20 protein-coding genes and 1 riboswitch are annotated in these 22,419 nt (G+C 45.2%); of the genes, 12 read left to right on the top strand and 8 right to left on the bottom strand.

What is annotated here, in order from left to right; genetic code table 11:
- The first annotated feature begins 132 nt into the window (after positions 1-132).
- Positions 133-231: riboswitch (TPP riboswitch) on the top strand.
- Between the two features lie 82 nt (positions 232-313).
- From tenA to thiE, 4 genes are read left to right on the top strand one after another with little or no spacing between them, the layout of a single operon-like run.
- Positions 314-1,024, top strand: a complete 711-nt coding sequence (gene tenA, locus AA84_RS0106305) for a thiaminase II (RefSeq protein ID WP_028976500.1) — start codon at positions 314-316, stop codon at positions 1,022-1,024.
- Complete coding sequence (gene thiM, locus AA84_RS0106300; RefSeq protein ID WP_028976499.1) at positions 999-1,811, top strand: hydroxyethylthiazole kinase; 813 nt, start codon at positions 999-1,001, stop codon at positions 1,809-1,811. Before tenA ends, thiM begins: the two co-directional genes overlap by 26 nt.
- Entirely contained in the window at positions 1,808-2,620 is an 813-nt protein-coding gene (gene thiD / locus AA84_RS0106295; RefSeq protein WP_028976498.1) for a bifunctional hydroxymethylpyrimidine kinase/phosphomethylpyrimidine kinase, read from the top strand. Before thiM ends, thiD begins: the two co-directional genes overlap by 4 nt.
- Entirely contained in the window at positions 2,610-3,266 is a 657-nt protein-coding gene (gene thiE / locus AA84_RS0106290; RefSeq protein WP_028976497.1) for a thiamine phosphate synthase, read from the top strand. Before thiD ends, thiE begins: the two co-directional genes overlap by 11 nt.
- A 52-nt stretch (positions 3,267-3,318) precedes the next feature.
- Here the strand turns inward: thiE and leuD are convergent, their stop codons facing one another.
- Genes leuD through AA84_RS17280 form a run of 4 tightly spaced genes read right to left on the bottom strand, consistent with a single transcriptional unit; the run spans position 3,319 to position 7,657 of the window.
- Entirely contained in the window at positions 3,319-3,912 is a 594-nt protein-coding gene (gene leuD, locus AA84_RS0106285; RefSeq protein WP_028976496.1) for a 3-isopropylmalate dehydratase small subunit, read from the bottom strand.
- A 25-nt stretch (positions 3,913-3,937) separates the two neighbouring features.
- Positions 3,938-5,347 (bottom strand): 3-isopropylmalate dehydratase large subunit, encoded by a 1,410-nt coding sequence (gene leuC, locus AA84_RS0106280; protein WP_028976495.1) that lies wholly within the window; start codon positions 5,345-5,347, stop codon positions 3,938-3,940.
- Positions 5,348-5,379: 32 nt separating this feature from the next.
- Positions 5,380-6,468, bottom strand: coding sequence for a 3-isopropylmalate dehydrogenase (gene leuB, locus AA84_RS0106275; protein WP_028976494.1), 1,089 nt, complete (start codon positions 6,466-6,468; stop codon positions 5,380-5,382).
- A gap of 25 nt (positions 6,469-6,493) precedes the next feature.
- Entirely contained in the window at positions 6,494-7,657 is a 1,164-nt protein-coding gene (locus AA84_RS17280) for a 2-isopropylmalate synthase (protein ID WP_051577837.1), read from the bottom strand.
- Positions 7,658-8,604: 947 nt separating this feature from the next.
- Here AA84_RS17280 and AA84_RS0106260 point away from each other — a divergent pair.
- From AA84_RS0106260 to AA84_RS18330, 4 genes are all read left to right on the top strand, one after another.
- Positions 8,605-10,020, top strand: coding sequence for an MFS transporter (locus AA84_RS0106260; RefSeq protein WP_201770043.1), 1,416 nt, complete (start codon positions 8,605-8,607; stop codon positions 10,018-10,020).
- Positions 10,021-10,255: 235 nt separating this feature from the next.
- Positions 10,256-10,696: a MarR family winged helix-turn-helix transcriptional regulator gene (locus tag AA84_RS0106255; RefSeq protein ID WP_028976492.1), complete on the top strand. Its 441-nt coding sequence runs from the start codon at positions 10,256-10,258 to the stop codon at positions 10,694-10,696.
- Between the two features lie 118 nt (positions 10,697-10,814).
- Positions 10,815-11,333 (top strand): thiol peroxidase, encoded by a 519-nt coding sequence (tpx, locus tag AA84_RS0106250; RefSeq protein ID WP_028976491.1) that lies wholly within the window; start codon positions 10,815-10,817, stop codon positions 11,331-11,333.
- 359 nt (positions 11,334-11,692) lie between these two features.
- Positions 11,693-12,676, top strand: a complete 984-nt coding sequence (locus AA84_RS18330; RefSeq protein ID WP_051577836.1) for a VanZ family protein — start codon at positions 11,693-11,695, stop codon at positions 12,674-12,676.
- A gap of 37 nt (positions 12,677-12,713) precedes the next feature.
- On the opposite strand, the gene AA84_RS17270 is transcribed toward AA84_RS18330, so the two are convergent.
- On the bottom strand, positions 12,714-13,520 hold the full coding sequence (locus AA84_RS17270) for an AEC family transporter (protein WP_236628062.1): 807 nt from the start codon (positions 13,518-13,520) through the stop codon (positions 12,714-12,716).
- Positions 13,521-13,997: 477 nt separating this feature from the next.
- Here AA84_RS17270 and AA84_RS19345 point away from each other — a divergent pair, with 477 nt between their 5' ends.
- The gene (locus tag AA84_RS19345; protein ID WP_223362563.1) at positions 13,998-14,156 is read left to right on the top strand and encodes an IDEAL domain-containing protein; all 159 of its coding nucleotides are present in this window, start codon (positions 13,998-14,000) and stop codon (positions 14,154-14,156) included.
- A gap of 168 nt (positions 14,157-14,324) precedes the next feature.
- Here AA84_RS19345 and AA84_RS0106230 read toward each other — a convergent pair whose 3' ends face one another.
- Positions 14,325-16,178 (bottom strand): acyltransferase family protein, encoded by a 1,854-nt coding sequence (locus tag AA84_RS0106230; RefSeq protein ID WP_028976489.1) that lies wholly within the window; start codon positions 16,176-16,178, stop codon positions 14,325-14,327.
- A gap of 365 nt (positions 16,179-16,543) precedes the next feature.
- Here AA84_RS0106230 and AA84_RS18950 point away from each other — a divergent pair, with 365 nt between their 5' ends.
- The gene (locus AA84_RS18950) at positions 16,544-16,681 is read left to right on the top strand and encodes a hypothetical protein (RefSeq protein ID WP_160168704.1); all 138 of its coding nucleotides are present in this window, start codon (positions 16,544-16,546) and stop codon (positions 16,679-16,681) included.
- Between the two features lie 82 nt (positions 16,682-16,763).
- Here AA84_RS18950 and AA84_RS17265 read toward each other — a convergent pair whose 3' ends face one another.
- Together AA84_RS17265 and AA84_RS0106210 are read right to left on the bottom strand one after the other, a co-directional pair.
- Positions 16,764-19,988: an MMPL family transporter gene (locus AA84_RS17265; RefSeq protein ID WP_037563100.1), complete on the bottom strand. Its 3,225-nt coding sequence runs from the start codon at positions 19,986-19,988 to the stop codon at positions 16,764-16,766.
- Entirely contained in the window at positions 19,985-20,434 is a 450-nt protein-coding gene (locus AA84_RS0106210; RefSeq protein WP_028976488.1) for a MarR family winged helix-turn-helix transcriptional regulator, read from the bottom strand. Before AA84_RS0106210 ends, AA84_RS17265 begins: the two co-directional genes overlap by 4 nt.
- A gap of 328 nt (positions 20,435-20,762) precedes the next feature.
- On the opposite strand from AA84_RS0106210, the gene AA84_RS0106205 reads away from it, so the two are divergent.
- Both AA84_RS0106205 and AA84_RS0106200 read left to right on the top strand, forming a co-directional pair.
- On the top strand, positions 20,763-21,245 hold the full coding sequence (locus AA84_RS0106205) for a Dps family protein (RefSeq protein ID WP_037563099.1): 483 nt from the start codon (positions 20,763-20,765) through the stop codon (positions 21,243-21,245).
- 152 nt (positions 21,246-21,397) lie between these two features.
- Positions 21,398-22,378 carry a ketoacyl-ACP synthase III gene (locus tag AA84_RS0106200; RefSeq protein ID WP_028976486.1) on the top strand — a complete coding sequence of 327 codons (981 nt, stop codon included), beginning with the start codon at positions 21,398-21,400 and terminating at the stop codon, positions 22,376-22,378.
- The last annotated feature ends 41 nt before the right edge of the window (positions 22,379-22,419 follow it).

The raw sequence follows: 22,419 nt of genomic DNA, 5'->3' as shown, positions 1-22,419 counted from the left end.
TACAAAGGGGTTCACGGCCAGGAATACAGAATTAAAGATTATCTCTAAACAAAAAAGGACCGGGCGTATTTTGCCCGGTTTTTCTTATTGAGTGATGTAAGCGCTTATGTTAAAATGAAAACAAATGAATAAACGATCCACTAGGGGAGCGAGAAGCTGAGATTGACTCCGTCAAGACCCTTTGAACCTGATCCGGGTGATACCGGCGTAGGGAAGTGGCTGATCAAATTCCAGCTTTTCACCTTGAGTGATCAACCGCTTTCATAACTGAAAGCGGTTTTCATTTTGTCAAAAAAGAAATAGGGGTGATTAAATGGAGAGTATTTCACTGGTGGCACGGAAACAATGCGATGCGCTGTGGCAACAGAGTTTCAGACATCCGTTGGTGCAGGGAATTAAGAATGGAACCCTTCCTTTGGAACAGTTCCGTTTCTACATCAAGCAAGATGCTTACTATGTACGCGAATTTGCTAAACTGCATGGTATGGCTGCCGCGCAAAGCGATGACGCAGATGTTGTGGCTACGCTTTTAAAAATTGGTCTTGGACTTGCTGAAGGAGAATTGCAGCTGCATCAAAAGCTATTCCAAACGCTTGAAATCAGTGAACAGGAATGGAAGACTTTTCGTCCGGCTCCAGTTGCTTATGGCTATATCAGCCATCTTTACCATGTTGTGAGTAAAGGAAGTTTGGGGCATAGTTTGGCTGCGTTAATGCCGTGCCCATGGCTCTACTATGAAATTGGCTTGCAATTAAAAGATGCACGACCAAAAGAACCGATTTACCGCGAGTGGATTACCGAGTACAGCGGTGAAGGGATCGAGAAAAATATGGAAATTGAGCGTGCGCTGTGGGATGAGACAAGCAGATCAGCATCTGATGAAGAACGTCGCGAAATGATCCATATCTTCATGCAAAGCAGCGATTATGAATATCACTTTTGGGAAATGGCTGCCAATCTTAAAGACTGGCCGACATACGGAAAAGGAGAAAACGCTTATGGTCAAAAATCAACGGTTCATTGAATTGATGGATGAAGTGCGTAAGCAAAAACCATTGTTGCACGTTATTACCAACCGTGTCGCCATTAACGATTCGGCAAATGGAGCACTTGCAGTTGGTGCGTCGCCAATCATGGCCGAAGCTCACGAAGAGGTGGCAGAAATAGCGGCAATAAGCGGGGCGCTTGAGCTTAATATTGGCAATCTAACGCCCTATTCAATTGAAAGCATGCGATTGTCCGGCCGGGCAGCAAATAAAGCAGGTGTACCGGTTGTTCTTGATCCGGTGGGTGCAGGTGCCACGGATTTTCGACTGCAAACGGTTCAGAAACTGCTTGAGAAAGTGAAGGTTGCAATTATCCGAGGAAATGCCGGAGAGATTGCTGCGCTTGCCGGTGAAAAGTGGGCTGCAAAAGGAGTGGATGCGGGCGATGGGAATGGGGATGTCACGGACATGGCGAATCGCGTGGCATTGAGCTGGAACACCGTTGTTGCTGTTTCAGGTGCTGTCGATACAATTACTGACGGAAGACGAACCTACCGTGTGAAAAACGGCCATCCGCTGTTTCCATATATGACCGGCTCCGGCTGTCTGAATGGCGTGATTCAGGCAGCCTATGTTGCTGTTACGTCAAATGCGCTCGAAGCCTCCGTTGCTGCTTCGACGATCTATGCGCTTGCCGGACAGCTTGCTGGTGAAAAATGCGCAGGGCCCGGTTCTTTTCGTCAACACTTGATGGACGAATTATATTTAATGAATGAAGAAAAAATACAACGCTATGCCGCCGTTGAGGATGTGACCGATTTATGAGACCGCAAGTTTTGACCATTGCAGGAACCGACAGCGGCGGCGGTGCCGGGATTCAAGCGGACTTAAAGACGTTTGAGGAACGGGATGTGTTTGGCATGTCGGTCGTGGTGGCGGTGACCGCTCAAAATACAAAAGGAGTTCAAGGCGTCTATCCGTTATCCATCGAAGCGATTGAGGCGCAAATGCGGTCAATCGCCGATGACTTCACCGTTTCCGCTTTGAAAACCGGTATGCTGGTTGATGCGGAACGGGTTGAAACCGTGGCTGATGGGATTCGCCGATTTGTGTGGTGCCCTTTGGTTGTCGACCCGGTTATGGTAGCGAAAGGCGGCGCGCATTTGGTCGCTCCCGAAGCGATTGAGTCAATCATCCGTAACTTGCTGCCGCTTGCCGACCTAATTACGCCCAATACACCGGAAGCGGAAGTCCTAGCGGAAATGACCATTCGTTCAGATGAAGATCGAGAAAAAGCCGCAAAGAAAATCATGATGCGCGGAGCTAGAGCCGTTCTGCTAAAAGGCGGGCATGATAGGAATCATCCCGATAAAGCCCGCGATTGTCTCGCAACAAAAGATCGAATAACATGGTTCACCGCAAATCGGTATCCAACGCCGCACACCCATGGAACCGGCTGTACCCTTTCTTCATTAATTACTGCGGAGCTTGCAAAAGGCAGTCCATTAGAGAAAAGCGTACAAACAGCAAAACATTTATTGACCCGAGCCATCGCTTGTGCACCAGAAATTGGCCACGGACATGGCCCGGTAAGTCATTGGACACTTAGGGGCGATGCCGCTCATGATCAGTAATCGAGACTTGCACGACGTACTGTCCTTATATTTTGTAATGGGATCCCCGGATGCAGGCAGCCACGCGCCATTGGAAACAATCAGAATCGCACTGCAGGCAGGCATTACCTGTTTTCAATGGCGAGAAAAAGGAGAACAGTCCTTAACCGGTAATGAGAGGGTCGACTTCGCTTACGCCGCAAGGCAATTATGCCGAGACTATCATGTCCCTTTTTTTGTTGATGATGATCCAGCCCTTGCGCTCCTGCTTAAGGCGGATGGTATCCATGTCGGCCAAAAAGATGAACAGGCAAGGCGAGTGCGACAAAAAATCGGCAACACGATGTGGCTTGGCGTATCGGCGCACTCCACTGAAGAAGCAGAAAAGGCGTTGCGCGATGGCGCAGATTATATCGGTGTCGGTCCGTATAAGCCAACACAGTCCAAAAACGATGCAGAGGCACCGATCGGTGATTCGGTCATTCGCAAGTTATCGGATGAAAAATACCCGTTACCGATGGTCGCCATTGGTGGTGTCACGCCCGATGATGTACCGGACATTTGTTCTGCGGGCGCAAGTGGTGTCGCCGTCATTTCAGCAATTTCAAAAGCGAAAGATCCTGCGGCTGCCGTCAACTGTTTTTTAACAAAGCTTTGTAAAGGGTAGAGATTATGAAAAAGCCTCCTGGTTATCCAGGAGGCTTTCAAGCACTTGGTAATTAGTGAACTACGGTTTCATGCTGCTTTTCATAAGTCGCAATTTCATCTTCATAGGTTAAAGTCATTGCGATTTCGTCCAATCCTTTGAGCAATACTTCTTTTTGATAAGGATCAATCTCAAAATGTTCGTCAAAATTCGCTGCGGACAGCTTTTGCTGTTCAAGATCTACAGTGAGTGCAAATACCTCAGTTGCTCCGCGCCGGATCAGTTCGTCCACACGGGTTGGATCGAGTCGAATGGCTAAAATGCCGTTTTTTTGACAGTTATTATAGAAGATGTCGGCAAAGCTCGGTGCAATGATGGCACGAAACCCGTAATCCTGCAGTGCCCACGGCGCATGCTCACGTGAGGAACCGCAACCGAAATTGTCTCGAGCGACTAGAATCGATGATTGAGCATATTCAGGTTTGTTTAAAACAAAGTCCGCTTTTTTATTCCCATGCTCATCGAATCGCCAGTTATAGAAGAGGCAGGAACCAAAGCCTTTACGTCCCACCCGTTTCAGAAATTGTTTCGGAATGATTTGATCGGTATCAACGTTTGTTCGATCGAGCGGACAAACGCGGCCTTCAAACGTTTTAAATGGATGCATCGTTAATCCTCCCCTTTTTGATAAATTAGTGGATCGCAGTGAATTCGCGGATATCGGCAAAATGTCCTTGGATCGCAGCGGCAGCAGCCATTGCCGGACTGACCAGATGCGTTCTTGATCCGGTACCTTGACGTCCTTCAAAGTTTCGATTCGAGGTTGACGCACAGCGTTTTCCGGCTGGAACAATATCGTCATTCATTGCAAGACACATACTACATCCAGGTTCCCGCCATTCGAAACCGGCTTCTTTAAAAATTTGATCCAATCCTTCAGCCTCTGCCTGTTTCTTGGTTTGGTATGATCCGGGAACGATGAGCGCACGTACGCCTTCATGAACATGGTTTCCCTGTGCCACTTCAGCGGCTTGCCTTAGATCGCCAATTCGACTATTGGTACAGGAACCGATGAAGACGACATCAATTGGAATGGCATGGATCGGAGTGCCCGGCTTTAAGTCCATATAAGCAATTGCCTTTTGTGCTGCTTGCCTCTTTTCTTCATCATCAAAAGATTCAGGATCGGGGACCAAATCATTGATCGATGCGCCCATTGACGGGTTCGTTCCCCATGTAACCTGAGGCTGAATTTCAGAAGCATCGATTTCGAGCGTGCGATCGTAGTGGGCACCATCATCACTGGCTAATGCTAGCCATTTTTGCGCTGCGTGATCGAACGCTGCGCCTTTTGGCGCGAAACGACGTCCGCGCAGGTAGTCGACTGTTGTCTGGTCGGGACTGATCAGACCTGCTTTTGCACCCGCTTCAATCGACATGTTGCAAACGGTCATTCGTTCCTCCATTGACAAGTTGTGAATCGCTTCACCGGTATATTCAACGATATGGCCGGTGCCAATCGAAATGCCGTACTTGGCAATAATGGCAAGGATTAAATCCTTAGCTCCGACGCCGATACCAAGGTTTCCATTAACTTTAATCTGCATCGCTTTTGGACGTTTTTGCCAAAGTGTCTGCGTTGCCAGCACATGTTCTACTTCACTTGTGCCAATGCCAAACGCGATCGCTCCGAAAGCACCGTGGGTTGAGGTGTGGCTGTCCCCACAAACCATTGTTTTGCCCGGCTGTGTCAAGCCGAGTTCAGGTCCGATCACATGCACAATGCCTTGATGCGGACTATAGATATCGGCCAATTCAATATCAAACGCTTGGCAATTCTTTTGCAGCGTTTCAATTTGAAGTTTAGAGATTGCGTCCTTTGTTTCACGGTTTTCCGATGTCGGCACATTATGGTCAACCGTTGCGAATGTTCGATCCGGACGGCGAACGGGCCGATGATTGATGCGCAGTCCCTCAAAGGCTTGCGGGGATGTAACTTCATGAACCAGATGGAGATCGATGTAGAGAAGATCTGGTTTTCCCGGTTCTTCATGGATCAGATGCTGATCCCATATTTTCTCAATAATCGTACGCGGCTTCATTCGTTTTCCTCCTCTTTATGATTACTGTTGGATCACGTTCTGTTCGCATTAATGGCATGAATCACGTGATCGGTCATTTCTGAGGTGCTGACGATTTGATCTTCATGGTTTGCGACATGCAGGTCACTCGTATGGATCCCTTGATTGAGAATCTGACGAACGGCTGTTTCAATTTGCGCAGCTTCTGTATCCATATCCAGGGAGTACCGTAAGAGCAGAGCAGCCGACAAAATGGTTGCCAGCGGATTTGCTTTTCCTTGCCCGGCGATGTCTGGTGCCGATCCGTGGGCCGGCTCATATAAACCGACTTTATCCGCTCTCAAACTTGCAGATGGCATCATTCCAAGTGAACCGGTAAGGACAGAAGCCTCGTCGCTGAGTATGTCGCCAAACATATTCTCGGTGACCAGCACATCAAATTGTGAAGGGTTGGTAATCAGTTGCATTGCCGCAGAATCGACGAGCTGATGGGTAACTGCAACTTCCGGATAGCGTTTGGCGGTTTCATTAACAACTTCACGCCACATCCGGCTTGATTCAAGCACGTTCGCTTTATCAATTGACGTGATCTTCCTGCGACGTTTCAGTGCCAACTGGAATGCTTTTTCAACGACGCGTTGAATTTCTTGTCTGCTGTAGGCTAATGTGTCGACAACGCGGTCTTGGTTTGGTCCAAGCCGTTCACTTGGGCGTCCGAAATATAAGCCGCCGGTAAGTTCACGAACAATAACAAAATCAACTTGTTCAACAAACGACTGCTTCAGTGGTGAGGCATCGACCAGTGCTTGAAAGGCTTCTACTGGTCGCAGGTTTGCAAACAATCCCATCGCTTTGCGGATGCCGAGTAAGCCTTGCTCCGGCCGCAGCTGCATGGACTGTTGATTCCATTTCGGGCCGCCGACCGCACCAAGCAGAATGGCATCACTGTGATGACATTGATCGATCGTCTCTTGTGGAAGCGGCGTACCGTATGCGTCAATTGCTGCACCGCCAATTTTCTTCTCAATGAATTGGACATTTCTGTTGCTGGTGGAAAAAATCGATTTTAATACCCGTACGGCAGAAGCGGTGACTTCCGGACCGATTCCGTCACCAGGTAAGACGGTTATGGTTTTCATCAATTCATCATCTCTTTTGAAAAGGATTTTAACGAATGGCTGCCCGTTGAAACGGTGCGAATAGAATGCGCAGGTCTTGATCGGTTACCACTTTCTTTTGATCCGCAAGTGCTTTAAACACGTGGAAGGATTGATTGACCTGTTCGTCGGTGAGATGAATGCCCATTTCTGTAGCCTTATTTCGAAGCGCGTGTCGTCCTGAATGCTTGCCAAGGACTAGTTTTCCAGAATCAAGACCAATGAGTGCCGGGGAGATAATCTCATAGGTTTGTGGGTTTTTCAGTACACCATCCTGATGGATTCCCGCTTCATGAGCGAATGCATTCGCACCGACCACCGGTTTTGTCGCGGCAATCGGGCTGTTCATGAAGCGGCTGATCATCCGGCTTGTTTTGGCGATTTCGTTCATTTTAAGCTGGGTCATCATCTTGTAGTGATCTTTTCGGACGTGAAGGGCAACGGCAATTTCTTCGAGCGCGGCATTTCCTGCACGTTCGCCAACACCGTTTATGGTGCATTCGACTTGTCTCACGCCGGTTTCAATTGAGGCGAGCGTATTTGCAGCTGCCATGCCAAGATCATTATGACAATGACAGGACAGACGAACCTTTTCAATTCCAGGTACATGCTCTTGAACATAACGGAACATGCCCGAATATTCTTCAGGAGAACAATATCCGACCGTATCCGGAAGATTGATGACGGAGGCCCCAGCCTTAATCGCGCCTTCAATAACCCGAGACATAAAAGGGTAATCGCTACGCGAAGCATCCTCACAGGAAAACTCAATTTGCGGGAAGCATTTGTGGGCATAGCTTACAGATTCAACAGCCATTTTTAACACTTCTTCAGGGCTTTTCTTTAATTTGTCAGCCATGTGGATCGGTGATGTAGCGATAAAAATATGAATACGCGGATTTTCTGTTTCTTTCAGTGCTTCCCACGCCGTATCAATATCACTTTTTATTGAGCGGGCAAGACCGGTCACAGTGCTTTTCTTGACAATTTTTGCAATCTTTTGCACCGCTTTGAAGTCTTCTGGTGAAGCAGCGGGAAAGCCCGCTTCAATAACATCGACGTGAAGATGCTCCAATTGCTGTGCCACCTGCACTTTTTCTTCTTCGTTTAAACTGCATCCCGGTGACTGTTCTCCGTCGCGGAGCGTCGTGTCGTAAATTTCAACCTTTTCCATTTTCGAATCTCCCTTCTGAAAATTTTTCTGTTTTTTGGTCTGTATCTCTTTTTATGGCAAGGAGGAATCGTGGTGCGGTTCCCCCGGCGCATCTGAATAAAATAAAAAGTCCTTCCACCGCGCACCAGTCACAATAATGACTCGATGCAGGGATGAAAGGACTTGTTTCACGGTACCACCCGGCTTTTCACTACTTTCACAAGTAATGACTCAGCGGCATTTTGGCAAGCAAAATGTCGATTTGATAACGAGTGCACCATACACTCGGCCGGATCTACTCATCTGAAAAGTTCAAACCGGCACTCTGAGGTGAGTTCGCAATCAGTAGTACTGCCGGACTTTCACCGTGTTCCGGCTCTCTGCAAGTACCCTTGCTGATTACTTATTCCTCATCATCGCGTTTTCTGAAAAATGTTTGTGCCCCCAATAATACATGGTTTATTTTTCTTGTCAACCATTCAATCAAATTTTTTTGGAAAGTTCTCTATAAAAAATGTGACCGTTGTTTCGGCCAGCCAATGATCGATATAATTTTCTTTTGAGCGAAAAAACAAAAAATTCTCTTGACAAAATCAAAAGTCCAGGAGTAGACTGACGATACGCCAATAACGAAGCGAAAGGAAGTCTCATGATGAGCACAAATCGTCGATTGCAAAGTCTACTAAGTGAATTGTTGCAAGGGCTAACCGTTTGCCCTCAGCCTAACTTCATGCTTTAGTAGGACACAGCAACCGTACGGATGTGAACAGGGCGATGTGTCCTGTTCATGCAGTGCGTGGGATGTTCAACCGTTCTCAAGACCCATTCAAACATGAATGGGTTCTTTTTTTACACTTTTTTAGCAGATAAGGAGGGTAGGGAGGGAAGACAGCGCAACGGCGAATGAACGTATTACGAACAAAACAGAGAAAAATTGAAACAGAAACAGAAGGGATGAGGTGCTCGCTATGATTGATACAGAAGGCGTAATCAGAAGACAGGGGATCCAGAAACGGACCACAATCAATGCTGAAACGAATTGTTTAACACAGGAACAAATCCTTAATTTGGAGCGTAGAATTAACCAGCTTCCAGTTACGAGAACGATGTATCGCATCTTCACCTTGATCACGCTAGGGATGATGCTTGACGGATTTGATGTTTATCTGGCAGGAGGTGTTCTCGGTCAATTGGTCCAAAGCGGATGGTCGTCACTTGCTTTGAATGCCACCTTTATTTCGACAACCTTTGTTGGCCTATTCATCGGGTCGTTAGCAACCGGATTTATTGGAGACTGGAGGGGACGCCAGTTTGCTTATCAAGTCAATCTATTTATTTTTGGTGTTGCTTCTCTGGCAAGCTTCTTTGCCCCAAACATGACCACGCTTATTATTTTAAGAGGGATCAGCGGGATTGGACTTGGAGCCGAAATCGTGACAGGCTTTACACTGTTAGGGGAATTTGTGCCTGCCGCTTCTCGAGGAAAATGGGTTGGCGGATTATCGGTTTTTGCAAACTGTTCCGCGCCAATCGCCACTTTTCTTGGATTTATGATTATTCCAACGATCGGATGGCGCTGGATGTTTGCGATTGCCGGTGTGCTCTCCATCATTGTTTGGTATTTTCGACGCGGGCTTCCGGAATCCCCGCGCTGGTACTTCTCTCAGGGAAACTATAGAAAAGCAGAACAAATTGTTGCACAGTTTGAGGAAGAGGCAAGAAAGAGTGGAAAATTTCAGAGGAACAGCGATCAACAAGATTCAGTGAATCAGATCGTTACCAAAGAGGGGCATTATGGTGAATTGTTTAGCAAAAGCATGATCAGACGTACTTTGTTAGGGTGTATGATCCTAGCTGCGATTAATACAGCTGCATTTACTTTTGTTACCTGGGTACCGACTTTACTGGTGAATAGCGGGATTACCGTTTCTAAGTCTCTTGGTTATACAGCACTTATGATGCTTGGTGCCCCGATTGGTGCGTTGATCGGAAGAATGACGGTTGATCGTCTTGGGCGAAAATGGATGATTGTCGGTGCATTGATCATGACCGCTCTATTAGGCTATATCTATGCTTTTCAGACGCAACCGGCAGCTTTAATGACCATTGGTTTTTTGATGACGGTATGTCTCTACATACTGATGGCGGTGGGTCTGTCAATCTATGTTCCTGAACTTTTCTCAACGGCACTGAGAATGCGCGGGAACGGCACGGCGCAAGCAGTTGGCCGACTGTTCACCATTGTTACACCATATATCGTGGCTTGGCTGCTGACCAATCAGGGCATTCTATCGGTCTTTATCGTGATCGGCATTTTCTTAGCGATAACTGCGGTATTGACAATCAGCTGGGGTCCGGAAACGAAACAGCAGATTTTAAAGTGAATGATGAGATCGGACGTTGTGCGGAAGCACGTCCGAGTGTTTAAAATAATAGAAACGGCAAAAAGAGGATCTCTGTATAGCCTAGGAGATCTTCTTTTCTGTTTTGTTAAACAATGAATGTGCGCGTGATCCATTGATTTTATACGACACGCATCTTTAATTAAGCAAAATATTTGACGGGGAAAACTAAATTGTGTACGTTTAAATTGTGCAAAATATAAAGGAGTAGAGAGCATTGAAACCTGCGTTCCGTCTAGAAGACCACTTATGCTTTTCGATCTACAGTTGCTCACGAGCAATCCTGCGTATGTATCAACCTGTGTTAAAAAAGTTAGAAATCACTTACCCGCAGTACTTGGTTTTGCTTGCACTGTGGGAAAATCGCGAATGTTCGGTGAAGCAGATTGGTGTGCTTCTTGACCTTGACTCAGGAACATTGACTCCTTTGTTGAAACGAATGGAGAGCAAAGCTCTGTTGCAGCGGAAACGATCGCTGGATGATGAGCGAATCGTTACGGTTCGATTAACGGAAAAGGGTGCAGCCTTAAAGGAAAAAGCCGTTTGCATTCCTGAGACACTTATTCGATCAAGCCAGATGACTGAAGCCGAGATTCAAAACTTGAACCGGACGATCAAATTGTTAACCCAACAGGTGACGCAAGGTCAAATGAAATGATTGTCCCAAAGAAGTTCATTTATCTCGGTTAAGGAGGTGTTGGCAACCTGATTTGTGAATACCCGTATACGGATGGATTTTGTATTAAATACTAACCGAACTTTTGGAGGGATAAATGATGAGTGAAGAAAAAAAAGGAATTGCAACGGTTGGCGGAAATCCGATCACTTTAATTGGACCGGAATTGAAAGTCGGAGATAAAGCACCGGATTTCACGGTGAATAAGGATCTAATGGAAGAGAAGTCGCTTTCCGATTATGCAGGAAAAATCAAGCTGATTTCTGTTGTTCCATCATTGGATACGAAAGTGTGTGAAGCCCAGACACGGCGCTTCAATGAAGAAGCGACAAAATTTGGTGATGGGGTTGCTGTACTGACCATTTCAGTCGATTTGCCGTTTGCGCAGGATCGTTTCTGCTCCGTGGCTGGAATTGACAACCTTGATACACTGTCTGATTATAAGACACATGCATTTGGCAAGAATTATGGTGTGTTGATTAAGGAACTTCAACTGGATATGCGTTCAATTTTTATTATTGATCAGGAGAATACGATTCGTTACGTTCAATATGTAAAAGAGATGACCGATCATCCGGATTACGAAGCAGCTCTAAACGCATTACGGGCATTAGTATAAGCGAAGATTGCGGACCAATCACTGGATTGAAGCAAAAAACGTTGCATAAAAGCCCCTTGAAGATGGATTGATTGGTTCAGCAGCAAGACGCGTATCGGCGTTTGTCACAAGCCGATGCGCGTTTTGCTTTTTATTGTGCAAGCAGCAGATAAATTTAAGGAACTTATAAGAATTTTGTAACCTGAATGTTCCTTTTAAAATGTTTTAATAGGTACATAAAGAATAGGTTCGATTTTTGGCGAATACGTGCTGTTTGTTACAGAAAAGGGAATAGCCTGAGTATGTGAAATTTTCAATGGTTCAATCAGCGATTTACCCGAAAAGAATCTGAATCATCGATCACGGGAAGCAGGGGTACTATGCCGGAGGCAACGGATCATACGAACAAAAGGGAACAATCAGGAGTCCCGTCGAAAAGGCTGCATCGCCAGAAATGGCTGTCCTGTTTTCTATGGATCCTGTTTATTCTCTATCTATGGGCATTGAGCAGAATGAATTTAGTGGCACCTTTACACTTAACAACGAATGGATCCAGTCCGCAATTTAATTTTCAGGCTTATAATTTGGTGCCGATGAATTTTGTGAACACTTTGTTTTACCTAGCGGACCAACATGATCAGGAGTTTCGTTCCGCTCTATTCAGTGTTGTTCAGATTTTTATGGCTGCACTGCCATTAGGTTTTTTTGTTCCGATTCTATTACGAAAGCCGATGGAATTCGAACGGTTTATCGGGATGACCCTGTTAATTGGAACATTGATCGAAACGATTCAATTCTTCTTTGCGACTGGAAATGCAAACGTTGATGATTTAATTCTTTGCATGCTGGGAAGTATTCTTGGGTTTGCACTGTGGCATCTGTTGTCTGATTGGCTGGCAATTGATCACCAGAATCGAAACCATTGTCTGATCGTTATTTCATTAATTATTTTCTGCACGCTCATGGTTCAGTTTGCAGAAATGAGCCATGCAAATTCATCGGGTCAAGCACAGCGAGCAGTGATTCGTTCACTAGGTATTCCGGATTACGCAGGAACACTGCTTGCAAGCAGCAGAAAAACACTGACTTTACAGACAGACGACAATCAGGGGAAAATTAACCTTTCTGTTCAACTAAGTGCGGCAACGCAAATTTATACTGAAGAAAATGCCCGTTCTCATCAACCGGAACAAGCAGTTTATAAGCATCGTTCCTTAGATCATCTCTCTCGATTGCATCGCAACGTACCCATTCGTGTATGGGGGAAGGAGCAGAAAGGCGTCTTTCATGCAGAAATCATTATGATTCGTTCCGCGTCCACAACGCATACTCATCTGATGCAAACGTCTTTTGTTACGTTTTAGGCATTTAGGAATCAACTGGTAGCAACTGCTTTTCAACTCATCCAATGCGAATGAGAAAGGGAAGATAAATGAAACTTAGAACGGTTGTAAGGGTTACGATCAGAGACGCGAGCTCAGAGTCTCCATTAAATTTTTCGATTAACATAACGCTGTTTACGGCAGCCGGCATGCTGACCTCAACGAATAAAACGGAGGCAAGCATGCCGTGAATCCCCAGCAGGAATAAGACGCCTTTAGCGATAAGTGGGACCAGCAGCAAGCGAAGCAGCACGCCGCCCCAAACATCGCGTCGCCGAATTCCTGCCAAACGGGTATGACCTAATTTTATTCCAAGGATCAATAGAACGAGCACAGGATAGGCTGCGCCGAGCATTTGAGCTGCGGTATCAATTCCGCTTGGTAGCGGCAGCTGCAGAAATGCAAAGAGAAAACCAATCAAGGATGCATAGATAAGCGGCGATTTTACGATGTGAACCAACGCTGCTTTACCGCTCATTTCTGCACGGGATGCAATGTACATACCAAGCACATTGACGAGAATAATCTGACCGATGACGTAAATGGCGCCAAGTGAAAATCCGGATTGGCCAAATGCAAGCAAAAGAACCGGAAGTCCGTAGTTGTTTGCGTTGCTAAAGACGAGTGTTAACGTTAATGCCCGTTTGCTTCCCTCGGATAAATGCATCCATTTAGCGGCAACAACGGCGAGCAGCCAAAGAACAGCGGTCATAATCAGTGAAAAAGCAAAGATGTGGAGCACGTAAGATCCCTTTAAATGCGACTGTGAAAGTGCTGATAAAATTAGGGCAGGTGCGAGTATGTATAAGCTGATATTCGCCAGCATTTTTGTATCGATGGGCTGTTTTTTTTTGCAATAAAGCGCCGCATGTACAAATAATCAAGATGGGCAGACTGACAGAGATGAATAAATGGATATATGCCATGATAAAGCGCCTCCAATGACTTGGCTCCCTTTAAAGGGAATTTCATTTTCTATAGCATACCATGAAGCCTGTTTGTTTCGGGGAAGAGATGTTCCAATCAAAAGAATTGCGGAGAAATGATTATTTCTTTTGTCAAACAGGCTTGGATCTGTGGCAGGAAACGGATTTGCATCATATGCTAAGAGCAGATACATTCTTGGAAGTGTGATGATGGCCAGGCAACTTGAGACAGAGTGAGGCGATCAGCCATGGAAATGGGACAGTGGGTTCACACAAAATATATGGGAAAGCATGATTGCATTGGTTTCGTGACATCAATTTATCCTGACTTTAAAAGGTGCAAGCTGCGTGTCACACAGTGCGAAAATCATCCACGAATGAAGTGGCTCGAAATTTCTTTTGAAGATGTACTTCCTAATCATGATGCATTGACGAACCAAGAGTTGAAGAGCTTAATTGATTTGGCTTTGGCTACCTATGATAAAGAATGGTTTGAAAGACTAACCGCTATGGCACTGAAGGAACAGATCAAGTAACAGAATGATCACGGAGCTGGCTAAACAAATGTAAACCCTTACAAAATAGATCAGCCTCTTTATCGGATCACTCCCTCAATCACAAGAAAGCGTCTCACAAATCAGTATTTGACTTGGAGACGCTCTCTTTATCATTGTTGTGCGAGACAAAAAACAGTGGATAGACGCTTAATCCAGTTGATGAAGGGCATGAACAATTAGTGCTGAATATTTCTTTGCGCCGGTAACTGACAGGTGAACGCCGTCGCTACCGATATAAGATGCTTGACCCGCACTGGCCTGATGCCAGTCAACGGATGTGACATTTTTGTGTTTCGCAGCTGTTTGCTGAATCATTTGGTTTACGACGCGTTCCCATGGTCGCGGAACGCGAATTGTGATCAGAACAATTTTGCGATTCGGGCCGATTAAGCGGATTAATTCATCCATTTCTTCTTGATCGTATGGACCGTTTGTTCCGAGTTCAATGATCACATAACGACCGAGGGCACCGGATTGTTTTAATTGATTGAGCGTGGTAAATCCTTCTCGGAACTGTCTGCCCACCTTACAATCAATCGTGAGCTGTGGAATCGATTTTTTTAAATAAGGCTCGGCGCCGAGCATGACGGAATCACCGATCGCAGTGACTTTTCCACTGGTAAATGAGCTGGCACTGCTTGATGGCGGACTTTGTGTTTTGACTTCACTTTTGCTTTTTGTTTTTTTCTTCGTTGCCTTTTGCTTCTGCTTTGGATGGCTTGTCTGCTCTTTTGCATTTACCGGTTCACTCTTTTTGTCCGCATGTGTTTCTTTATGGCGGGCATCCGGATGGTGCTGCTCAATTGCAGACCGTTCAGAATGAACCGGGAACGAAACGTGCCTGACCGCAATGGATGTTCCCGAAAAAATCAAAAACAGTGCGAATAGACCGATGCCTGCGTGCTGCACGATCAGCCAGCTACTGCTTGCATGATTTCTGCGCCGAATGGGCTGTTCAATCAAACGATAGGACAATGCAGAAATAAGGAAAATTAAGATTAACTGTATCACAATACGCAGCGGATGTATCTCGTTTGCCTGATTTGCAGGCGTTGTGAGTTGTATGACGGGATAATGCCATAAATACATTCCATAAGAGCGTACACCGATCCAACGCAGTGGTCTGGCACCGATCCACTTGCCAAGCAGAGTAGACGGATGGGCAAGTACTGAAATCAGAACCACCACCACAATAGAAAACAGACCGAGACCGCCGCTATAGAGAAAAGGTTCAAAAGCGTCGACATAGCCAATGCATAAGAATAGAAACAGAAGTGCAAGACTGCCCATTCCATCAAGAAAAATGCCCTGTGCCTTGCTGCCGGTTAGGTGACGGCTTGGCCAAATACAAGCAAGAATTGCACCGAAAAGCAGTGAAAATGCCCGCGAGTCGGTTCCATAATAAACACGGCTCGGATCCGTACCGAAGTGATAAAGCAGTCCCATACACAATAAGGATCCTGCAGCTAAAACAAGGGTCAGAAAATAGAGGGCTTTTTTACTTTTAAACAATTGCAGGACAAGCAGGACGAGCAGTGGCCAAATAAGATAGAATTGTTCTTCAACTGCTAAGGACCAAAAATGTTTCAAGAGTGAAGGATTTATAAAACTGTCGAAATAGGATTGATGATGAAAGATCGACCACCAATTGCTGAAATAAAAGAGCGCGGCAACGGCATCCATCTGCGTTTCATGCAGCAAGCTTGGCTGGAAGAAAAAAACATAGCCATATATAATTGTGACCACAGTGATCATTGCAGGCAATAGTCGTCTTGCACGTCTGATCCAAAACTGTTTGAGATTAATGGTTTCGGATGTTTCCCATTCGTCAATTAAAAGATCAGTAATCAGATAGCCGGACAGAACAAAAAAGATACCGACTCCGAGAAAACCGCCGCCGGCCCAGGGCAAATTCATATGATAGGCAATGACAGCGAGAACCGAAATCGCCCTCAGCCCATCCAAACCGCCCATATAGCGGTGTTTCGTGTTTAATTTCAAGTGAACTCGCCCTCCGTGAAAGATGTGTTTTGCCATGTTGCTGAGGCGAGCGTTGTTTCTTGTTGTTACGAACAAACTGCTCACATTGCTTAATAGCTATAGATTAAGTTTACCTCATGACGCAAGAGAAAAGATTGCATTCCATTTAAAAAAAGATTGAAATTTTATCCATCGGCTAAAGGATTCGAAATGAATCAGAATTGCATGTCATTTATTTGTTTGATTTTATGTTAAACTAGTAAAAAAACAGAGGTTTTTCGTATGAATGCATGCACGGAACAACGTGGTTTGAAAAAGCTGATCGCAATCGGGATCAATCATTATTATAACAAAAGGAACGAGATAATGGTTTTGGGGGTGCGGTTATGAATAAAAAGACGATTAAGTCGGAAGAAGCGAAGAAAAAAGGCGGTAAAATTGTACCCATCATCGCGATCATCTGCGCCGTTGATGTGGTTGCAACATTAATTTACTATTATGCATCGGGCAGCTTTAATTTTTAAAGCGCTTGGACAACAAAAGGAAGCTATAGAAAAAACCTTGTCGGCTATACGCCGTCAAGGTTTTTTCGTTGTGTGCTTTCATTTACATGGAGGGTGAATCATCTGAAGGTACCGATTTTTTCGGACGCTCCATAAACGGCCACCAGTTGCCACGCCCAAGCAGTTTTACCATTACCGGGATGAACAATGGAATCAAGATCGCTGCGTAAAGCACCAAACCAATAATGACCACCGTTGAAATTTCAACGAGCGACAGCATTCCGGAAGGCATCATTGCCGCAAAAGTACCGCTGAGGATCAAAACAGCGGAGAAGATTACACTTCCCATATGCCACAACGTGAGCAGCATGCGTTCTTTTATTGCTTGATTAACATACTCATTAAATCGTGTCATGACAAAGATTGAGTAGTCAATGCCCAAGGCTACGAGGACGATAAAGCCGAAAAATTGAGTCGTCCACGTCAACCCTGAAAAATGAAAGAGTTTAGTGAAGATCAGCTCTGTGAAGCCCATTGACGCGAAATAAGTGAGCAGAAGCGATGCCATTAAATAGATCGGCATGCTGAGCGAGCGCAGCACGATAACGAGCGCAATAAAGACACCGATAATGACAAAGGTAACGGCTTTTTGATAGTCGGAACTTACGAGTTGTTTCAAATCACTGTTAAAGCTGGCGATACCGCTGACCCCAACTTGAGCATTTTCGAGCTTCGTTCCTTTTAGTATTGATGGAAGTTCTTTTTTCAGATTGCGCAGATCAGCGATCCCTTTATTGGTATACGGATCTTCCTTCATCGTCACTTGAAGGGTTGTGATCTTTCCGTCACTGCTCATGTATTGATCAAGGGCGGTCTTAAAATCTTTATTGTTAAAAATCTGTTCAGGTACGTAGATGCCCGACTGATCATAAGGAACCTTTGCCCAGCTGCCGACTAACTTGTTTGCCGATTGAAGGCCACTTTGAATTTTATTGGTCCCGCTTGCACCTTCGGATAATCCGCTAGACAGGTCTTTCATCTGATCTTGAACATCAGAAAATCCATTTTTCAGTTTTTCTTGACCCGATGCAATTTGCGTTAAGGCATTAGTGATCTTCGGGGTGCTGGCAATCACTTGCGCTTGACCATTGCTTGCCTGGTTTAACCCGTTTTCCAGTTGAGCGAGGCCTGTATCGAGTTGTGCCAAACCGGACTTAAAAGCGCTAAGTCCATCGGAGACTTTGGCAGACTGGGCGTTCAGGGTGTTCATTCCGTCTGCCAGCGCTTGGATGTTCTTATTGGGTTGGCTGATTTGTCCTTGTGCTGCTTGCGACTGTTTCGCTGCTTCAGACTGGATCGAGGACTGCAGCTGGTTCATCTCATCCGGAAGCTTTTGCAATCCAGCAGCTATGGTTCTGAAATTAGGGTCCCGCATCGCTTCAGGGTGTGCCGCGGCGTATGCCTGCAGACCCGATTGAATTTGTCCTAAGGTTTTCTTTAGTTGTGTTGTATCGATGGCCGGCTGAGCGCTTGATCCGGTCGAAAATTTTCCGAGCTGATCGGAGAGTGTCTGCAAGCTCTGAGCAACGTTTTGATACCCATTTTGAAGTTGCTGCTGACCCGTTTGCAGTTGTGTCAGCTGCTTTTGCGCATCGTGAACATGCGTCCTGATTTCACTGGTTCCGCTTGATCCCTTTTTAATTCCGTCGGAAATCTTTGCCAGTGCAGATTGCAGATCTTGAACGCCTTTTTTTGTATCGTTTGTGCCGACTTGCAGTTTGTCAGCTCCGGTTTGTACGGCTGCAAGCTGAGGCTGCGAGGCATCAATTTTCTTGCTTGTGTCGTTCAGACTTTTTTGTAAGGTGCCTAAGCCGTCAGAGGCATCCGATAAACCACTGTGCAGTGCTTGTGACTGTTTCGCAACGTAGATATCCTTTAAACGATCTCCCAATGGACGGGAAATACTCATGACCTTTGACACATTTGCATCCGTCTTTAGTTCAGTTGAAATCCGTTCAATGAGTGCAATATAGTCCGTTGTTTTCATGTTATCATCATTTTTTAAGTAGAGGGTTGCTGGGGATATATTTCCCGGACCGAAGTCATTTGAGACAACGTCGAATCCTTCCTTTGCTGCATAATGGTCAGGCAGCTCTTCAGGTGAGTTAAAAGATAATTGACCATTGTAAGTCAGAATCGGCGGAACGAGAAAGGCAGCAACAATTAAAAGTGCAATCAGCGGACGCGTGAACGCAAGATTGCCTGCACCCGCCCAAAGCGGACTCTTCGGTTCTTTGATTTTACCAACCATCGGCCAGAATAACTGTTTGCCCAACGTGGACATGAACAGAGGCAGCAAGGTGAAAAGTGCTAACAGCAGGAAGATAATGCCGACACCGACGGCGATCGCGCTACGGTAAAGGCTAAATTGAACAAAAACAAGAGACAGGAACGCGATGAAGACCGGAATCCCACTGTGCAGTACGGTTTTACCGGCAGTTCTAAAAGTTGCCTGTGTTGCTCGGGTTTTGTCCTTTCCTTTTGCAAGTTCTTCTTTAAAACGGCTCATGAGTAAAATGCAGTAGTCCGTTCCAATCCCGAACATGATGGCAACCATGAAAATTTGTGTGAAATTGGAGACCGGAAAGTCAAAATATTTGATCAGAAACGCAACCACACTCTGAGCAACGACGTAACTGATTCCTACGGTGACGAGCGGAATAAATGGTGCGATCAGTGAACGGAAGACGAGTAAAAGAACAACGAGTATGAATACAACGGTAATCCATTCAGTCTTTTGTAGTCCCGCTTCCGCGGAGGTACTCATATCGTCATTGATCAGTTCTTGACCCGTAAGATAGGTCTTGACTCCGTTCGTTTTGATTTGCGTATCCATTTTGGCGCGCAATTGATGGACGGTCACATCGTTCGTGTTTTCTACTTGAAAGACTGCCATGAGCGTTTTGTTGTTTTTTGCGACCAGCTGACTCTTTAAATCGGTCTGATCAAAACTGTCCACGACATTATTGATATGGAGGTCTTTCTGATCCGCCCTTATTTTCTGTAGTGTTTCTTTGATGCGATCCATTTGCTTCGTTGATAATCCTTGATCTGAATGGAATACCGCAATGTATGATGTCGTGTTCTGATCGCCACTAAATTGCTTTTCAATTCTGCTGGCGACACTGCTTGAATAATCATTTGGAAGTGCATAGCCGCCTTTATCACGGACGAGCTGGTTCATATTCGGTTGGGTTAGGATCAATGCCGCCAGACCAACAATCCAAATGGCTAGGAAAACCCATCGAAGCTTGATTACTTTCTTCATTGTTCCACCTTCTGTTTCCGAATCGTTTCATTAATTCTCGTATAAATTCGGATGAATGCCTTGCTGTCTTCTTCACCGACTTCTTCAATCCATTTCCCGACAAGGTCGTGGATCTTTCGCTCTCCTTCTTGTAAGACGGCACGACCATTGGCAGTGATATACAGCCCAAAACTGCGATTATCAATCTTTTGTTTTTCAACGTAGCCTTTCCCTACTAACCGATTGACGCGAATACTGACGCCGCTTTTGTTAATATCCAATGCTTCTGAAATCTGGATTGAACTAATTCCATGATGACGATAAATCATGCGCAGCAAGCACATCTGTTCATACGTAATGCCATGGGATCGAAGCACGCTCTCAACGGCTTCATGTACCTTATTGGATGTATAAATCGAAACCTCCTCATAGGCATTAATCAGGGATTTGATCGAGTCAAGCTCCATTTATTAAACCTCCATAAAATAGATAACTGTGTTAACTGTTTTATATGGTACCGATAAAGGTTAACACAGTCAACTAAAATGAATGAAATTTCATTTTACATTAAATTTATTTTTTGCCTCATCGATGGACATCTTATTAAGGGAAGCGGCGGCTCAAGGATTTTGCAATAAAGATGATAAAACTGACGCTGTAAATGAAAATAGATAGCGCAAATAGAGGCGATAGGTTTAGCTGAAATTATTTCTGGAACAATAAGGTAGACAAAAAATACAATTTAAATTATAATGATTACATAAAGAAAAACATTATTAATAAGGAGCTGTTTTAATGTCTATTCAACAAGAAACAACGACGAAAACTTTTTTGAATAAGCAAGTTGCAAATTATGGATTGTTTTATACAAAATTGCATCAACTGCATTGGTATGTGAAAGGTGCAAATTTTTTCACCTTGCATGCGAAATTTGAAGAACTATATAATCAAACAACGGAAATTCTCGATGAATTGGCAGAACGTCTGCTTCAGATTAACGGGCGGCCCTATTCGACATTACGTGAGTTTCTGGAACATGCAAGCCTTAAGGAACAGCCGTATGTCAATCCGCTAAGTGAGAAGGAAATGGTTCAGACAGCGGTTGACGATCTCGTATTGCTTCGCAATGAGCTGGTAGAAGGGATTGTGATCTCTGACCGTGAAGGTGATGCAGTCACGAATGATACACTGATTGCAATTAAGAATAAGCTGGATAAGACGATTTGGTTTTACACGGCTTTTCTGGGCAAAGACCCGGTACCACAAAAAAATAATTGATTTAGTGAAGCAGCACGCGAGTTGGGTCTCCCAGCTCGTTTTTTTATGCAATGGGTTTAGACGTTTAGCGCTGAAAAAATAAGAATGTAGGATGTGGTATTAATATCTGGTATAATATGATCAATAACAGCAGTGAAGGGACGGTATAGCCATTGAAATCAACAGCAAAATTGTCGGCGATCGGTGCCTATGTACCGGAGCAACGTTTGACGAACCAAGATTTAGAAAAGCTCGTAGACACTTCTGATGAATGGATTGTTCGGAGAACAGGAATGAAGGAACGGCGCATCGCTGGTCCGGAACAGTTTTCCAGCGATTTGGCTTGTGCGGCAGTCAAGGATCTTGTCGCACGCTATCAGAGTGATCTACACGATACGGATCTCGTGATCGTCTCAACCACGACTCCTGATTATGGATTCCCAAGCGTTTCTGCACGTGTCCAAGCAGCTTTTCAGTTAAAACAAGCCGGTGCCATTGATCTGAGTGCCGCTTGCTCCGGATTTGAATATGCCCTCCATGTAGCTAACGGTTTAGTAACGAGCGGATTGCATAAAAAAATTCTTGTGATTGCCGCTGAAACGATGTCAAAAGTAACGGATTACAGCGACCGCACGACTTGCGTTTTGCTCGGCGACGGCGCCAGCGCAGCACTCGTCGAACGAAGCGAAGAAAATGGGGCGTTCCTTGGTGCTTATATGGGTGCTGACGGCAGCCTAGGAAAAGCACTGTACCGTACCGGGTTGTCAACCGTCATGGATGGTGCAAAATTGGTGGATACTGGAAAGATGATTCAAAATGGACGTGAAGTCTACAAGTGGGCGGTAAAAACCGTGACAACGGGCATTCCCGAGCTGCTCAAAAACAGCGGACTTTCCATCGAGGACATTGATTGGTTCATTCCACACAGTGCAAATTTACGTTTGATTGAAGCTGTGTTTGATCGATTGAACGTACCGATGGACAAAGTATTGTACAGCTTGGAGTATTATGGAAACACGTCATCAGCCTCAATTGGTCTTGCATTGTCTGATGCCGTTAAAGAAGGAAAGATTAAGAAAAACGATCGCCTTTTATTGTACGGATTTGGCGGCGGACTCTGCCACTGCGGACAGGTCATTGAGTGGAATGCTTGATCAGTATTTCCGTTTTGCGGAACTTAATAAACGACTCTGTT

This window comes from Sporolactobacillus terrae DSM 11697, from assembly GCF_000648615.1.
In the GTDB taxonomy this organism is placed as follows: Bacteria; Bacillota; Bacilli; order Bacillales; family Sporolactobacillaceae; genus Sporolactobacillus; species Sporolactobacillus terrae.
Note: the sequence above shows the minus strand (reverse complement) of the source record. Positions and strands in the feature narration are given on the sequence as shown.

What these genes read in the sequence shown, in the direction of transcription:
- tenA (WP_028976500.1), top strand. Translation starts at nt 314, where the DNA reads ATGGAGAGTATTTCACTGGTGGCACGGAAACAATGCGATGCGCTGTGG.
- thiM (WP_028976499.1), top strand. Translation starts at nt 999, where the DNA reads ATGGTCAAAAATCAACGGTTCATTGAATTGATGGATGAAGTGCGTAAG.
- thiD (WP_028976498.1), top strand. Translation starts at nt 1,808, where the DNA reads ATGAGACCGCAAGTTTTGACCATTGCAGGAACCGACAGCGGCGGCGGT.
- thiE (WP_028976497.1), top strand. Translation starts at nt 2,610, where the DNA reads ATGATCAGTAATCGAGACTTGCACGACGTACTGTCCTTATATTTTGTA.
- leuD (WP_028976496.1), bottom strand. Translation starts at nt 3,912, where the DNA reads ATGCATCCATTTAAAACGTTTGAAGGCCGCGTTTGTCCGCTCGATCGA.
- leuC (WP_028976495.1), bottom strand. Translation starts at nt 5,347, where the DNA reads ATGAAGCCGCGTACGATTATTGAGAAAATATGGGATCAGCATCTGATC.
- AA84_RS17280 (WP_051577837.1), bottom strand. Translation starts at nt 7,657, where the DNA reads ATGGAAAAGGTTGAAATTTACGACACGACGCTCCGCGACGGAGAACAG.
- AA84_RS0106260 (WP_201770043.1), top strand. Translation starts at nt 8,605, where the DNA reads ATGATTGATACAGAAGGCGTAATCAGAAGACAGGGGATCCAGAAACGG.
- tpx (WP_028976491.1), top strand. Translation starts at nt 10,815, where the DNA reads ATGAGTGAAGAAAAAAAAGGAATTGCAACGGTTGGCGGAAATCCGATC.
- AA84_RS18330 (WP_051577836.1), top strand. Translation starts at nt 11,693, where the DNA reads ATGCCGGAGGCAACGGATCATACGAACAAAAGGGAACAATCAGGAGTC.
- AA84_RS17270 (WP_236628062.1), bottom strand. Translation starts at nt 13,520, where the DNA reads ATGCTGGCGAATATCAGCTTATACATACTCGCACCTGCCCTAATTTTA.
- AA84_RS19345 (WP_223362563.1), top strand. Translation starts at nt 13,998, where the DNA reads ATGAAGTGGCTCGAAATTTCTTTTGAAGATGTACTTCCTAATCATGAT.
- AA84_RS18950 (WP_160168704.1), top strand. Translation starts at nt 16,544, where the DNA reads ATGAATAAAAAGACGATTAAGTCGGAAGAAGCGAAGAAAAAAGGCGGT.
- AA84_RS17265 (WP_037563100.1), bottom strand. Translation starts at nt 19,988, where the DNA reads ATGAAGAAAGTAATCAAGCTTCGATGGGTTTTCCTAGCCATTTGGATT.
- AA84_RS0106210 (WP_028976488.1), bottom strand. Translation starts at nt 20,434, where the DNA reads ATGGAGCTTGACTCGATCAAATCCCTGATTAATGCCTATGAGGAGGTT.
- AA84_RS0106205 (WP_037563099.1), top strand. Translation starts at nt 20,763, where the DNA reads ATGTCTATTCAACAAGAAACAACGACGAAAACTTTTTTGAATAAGCAA.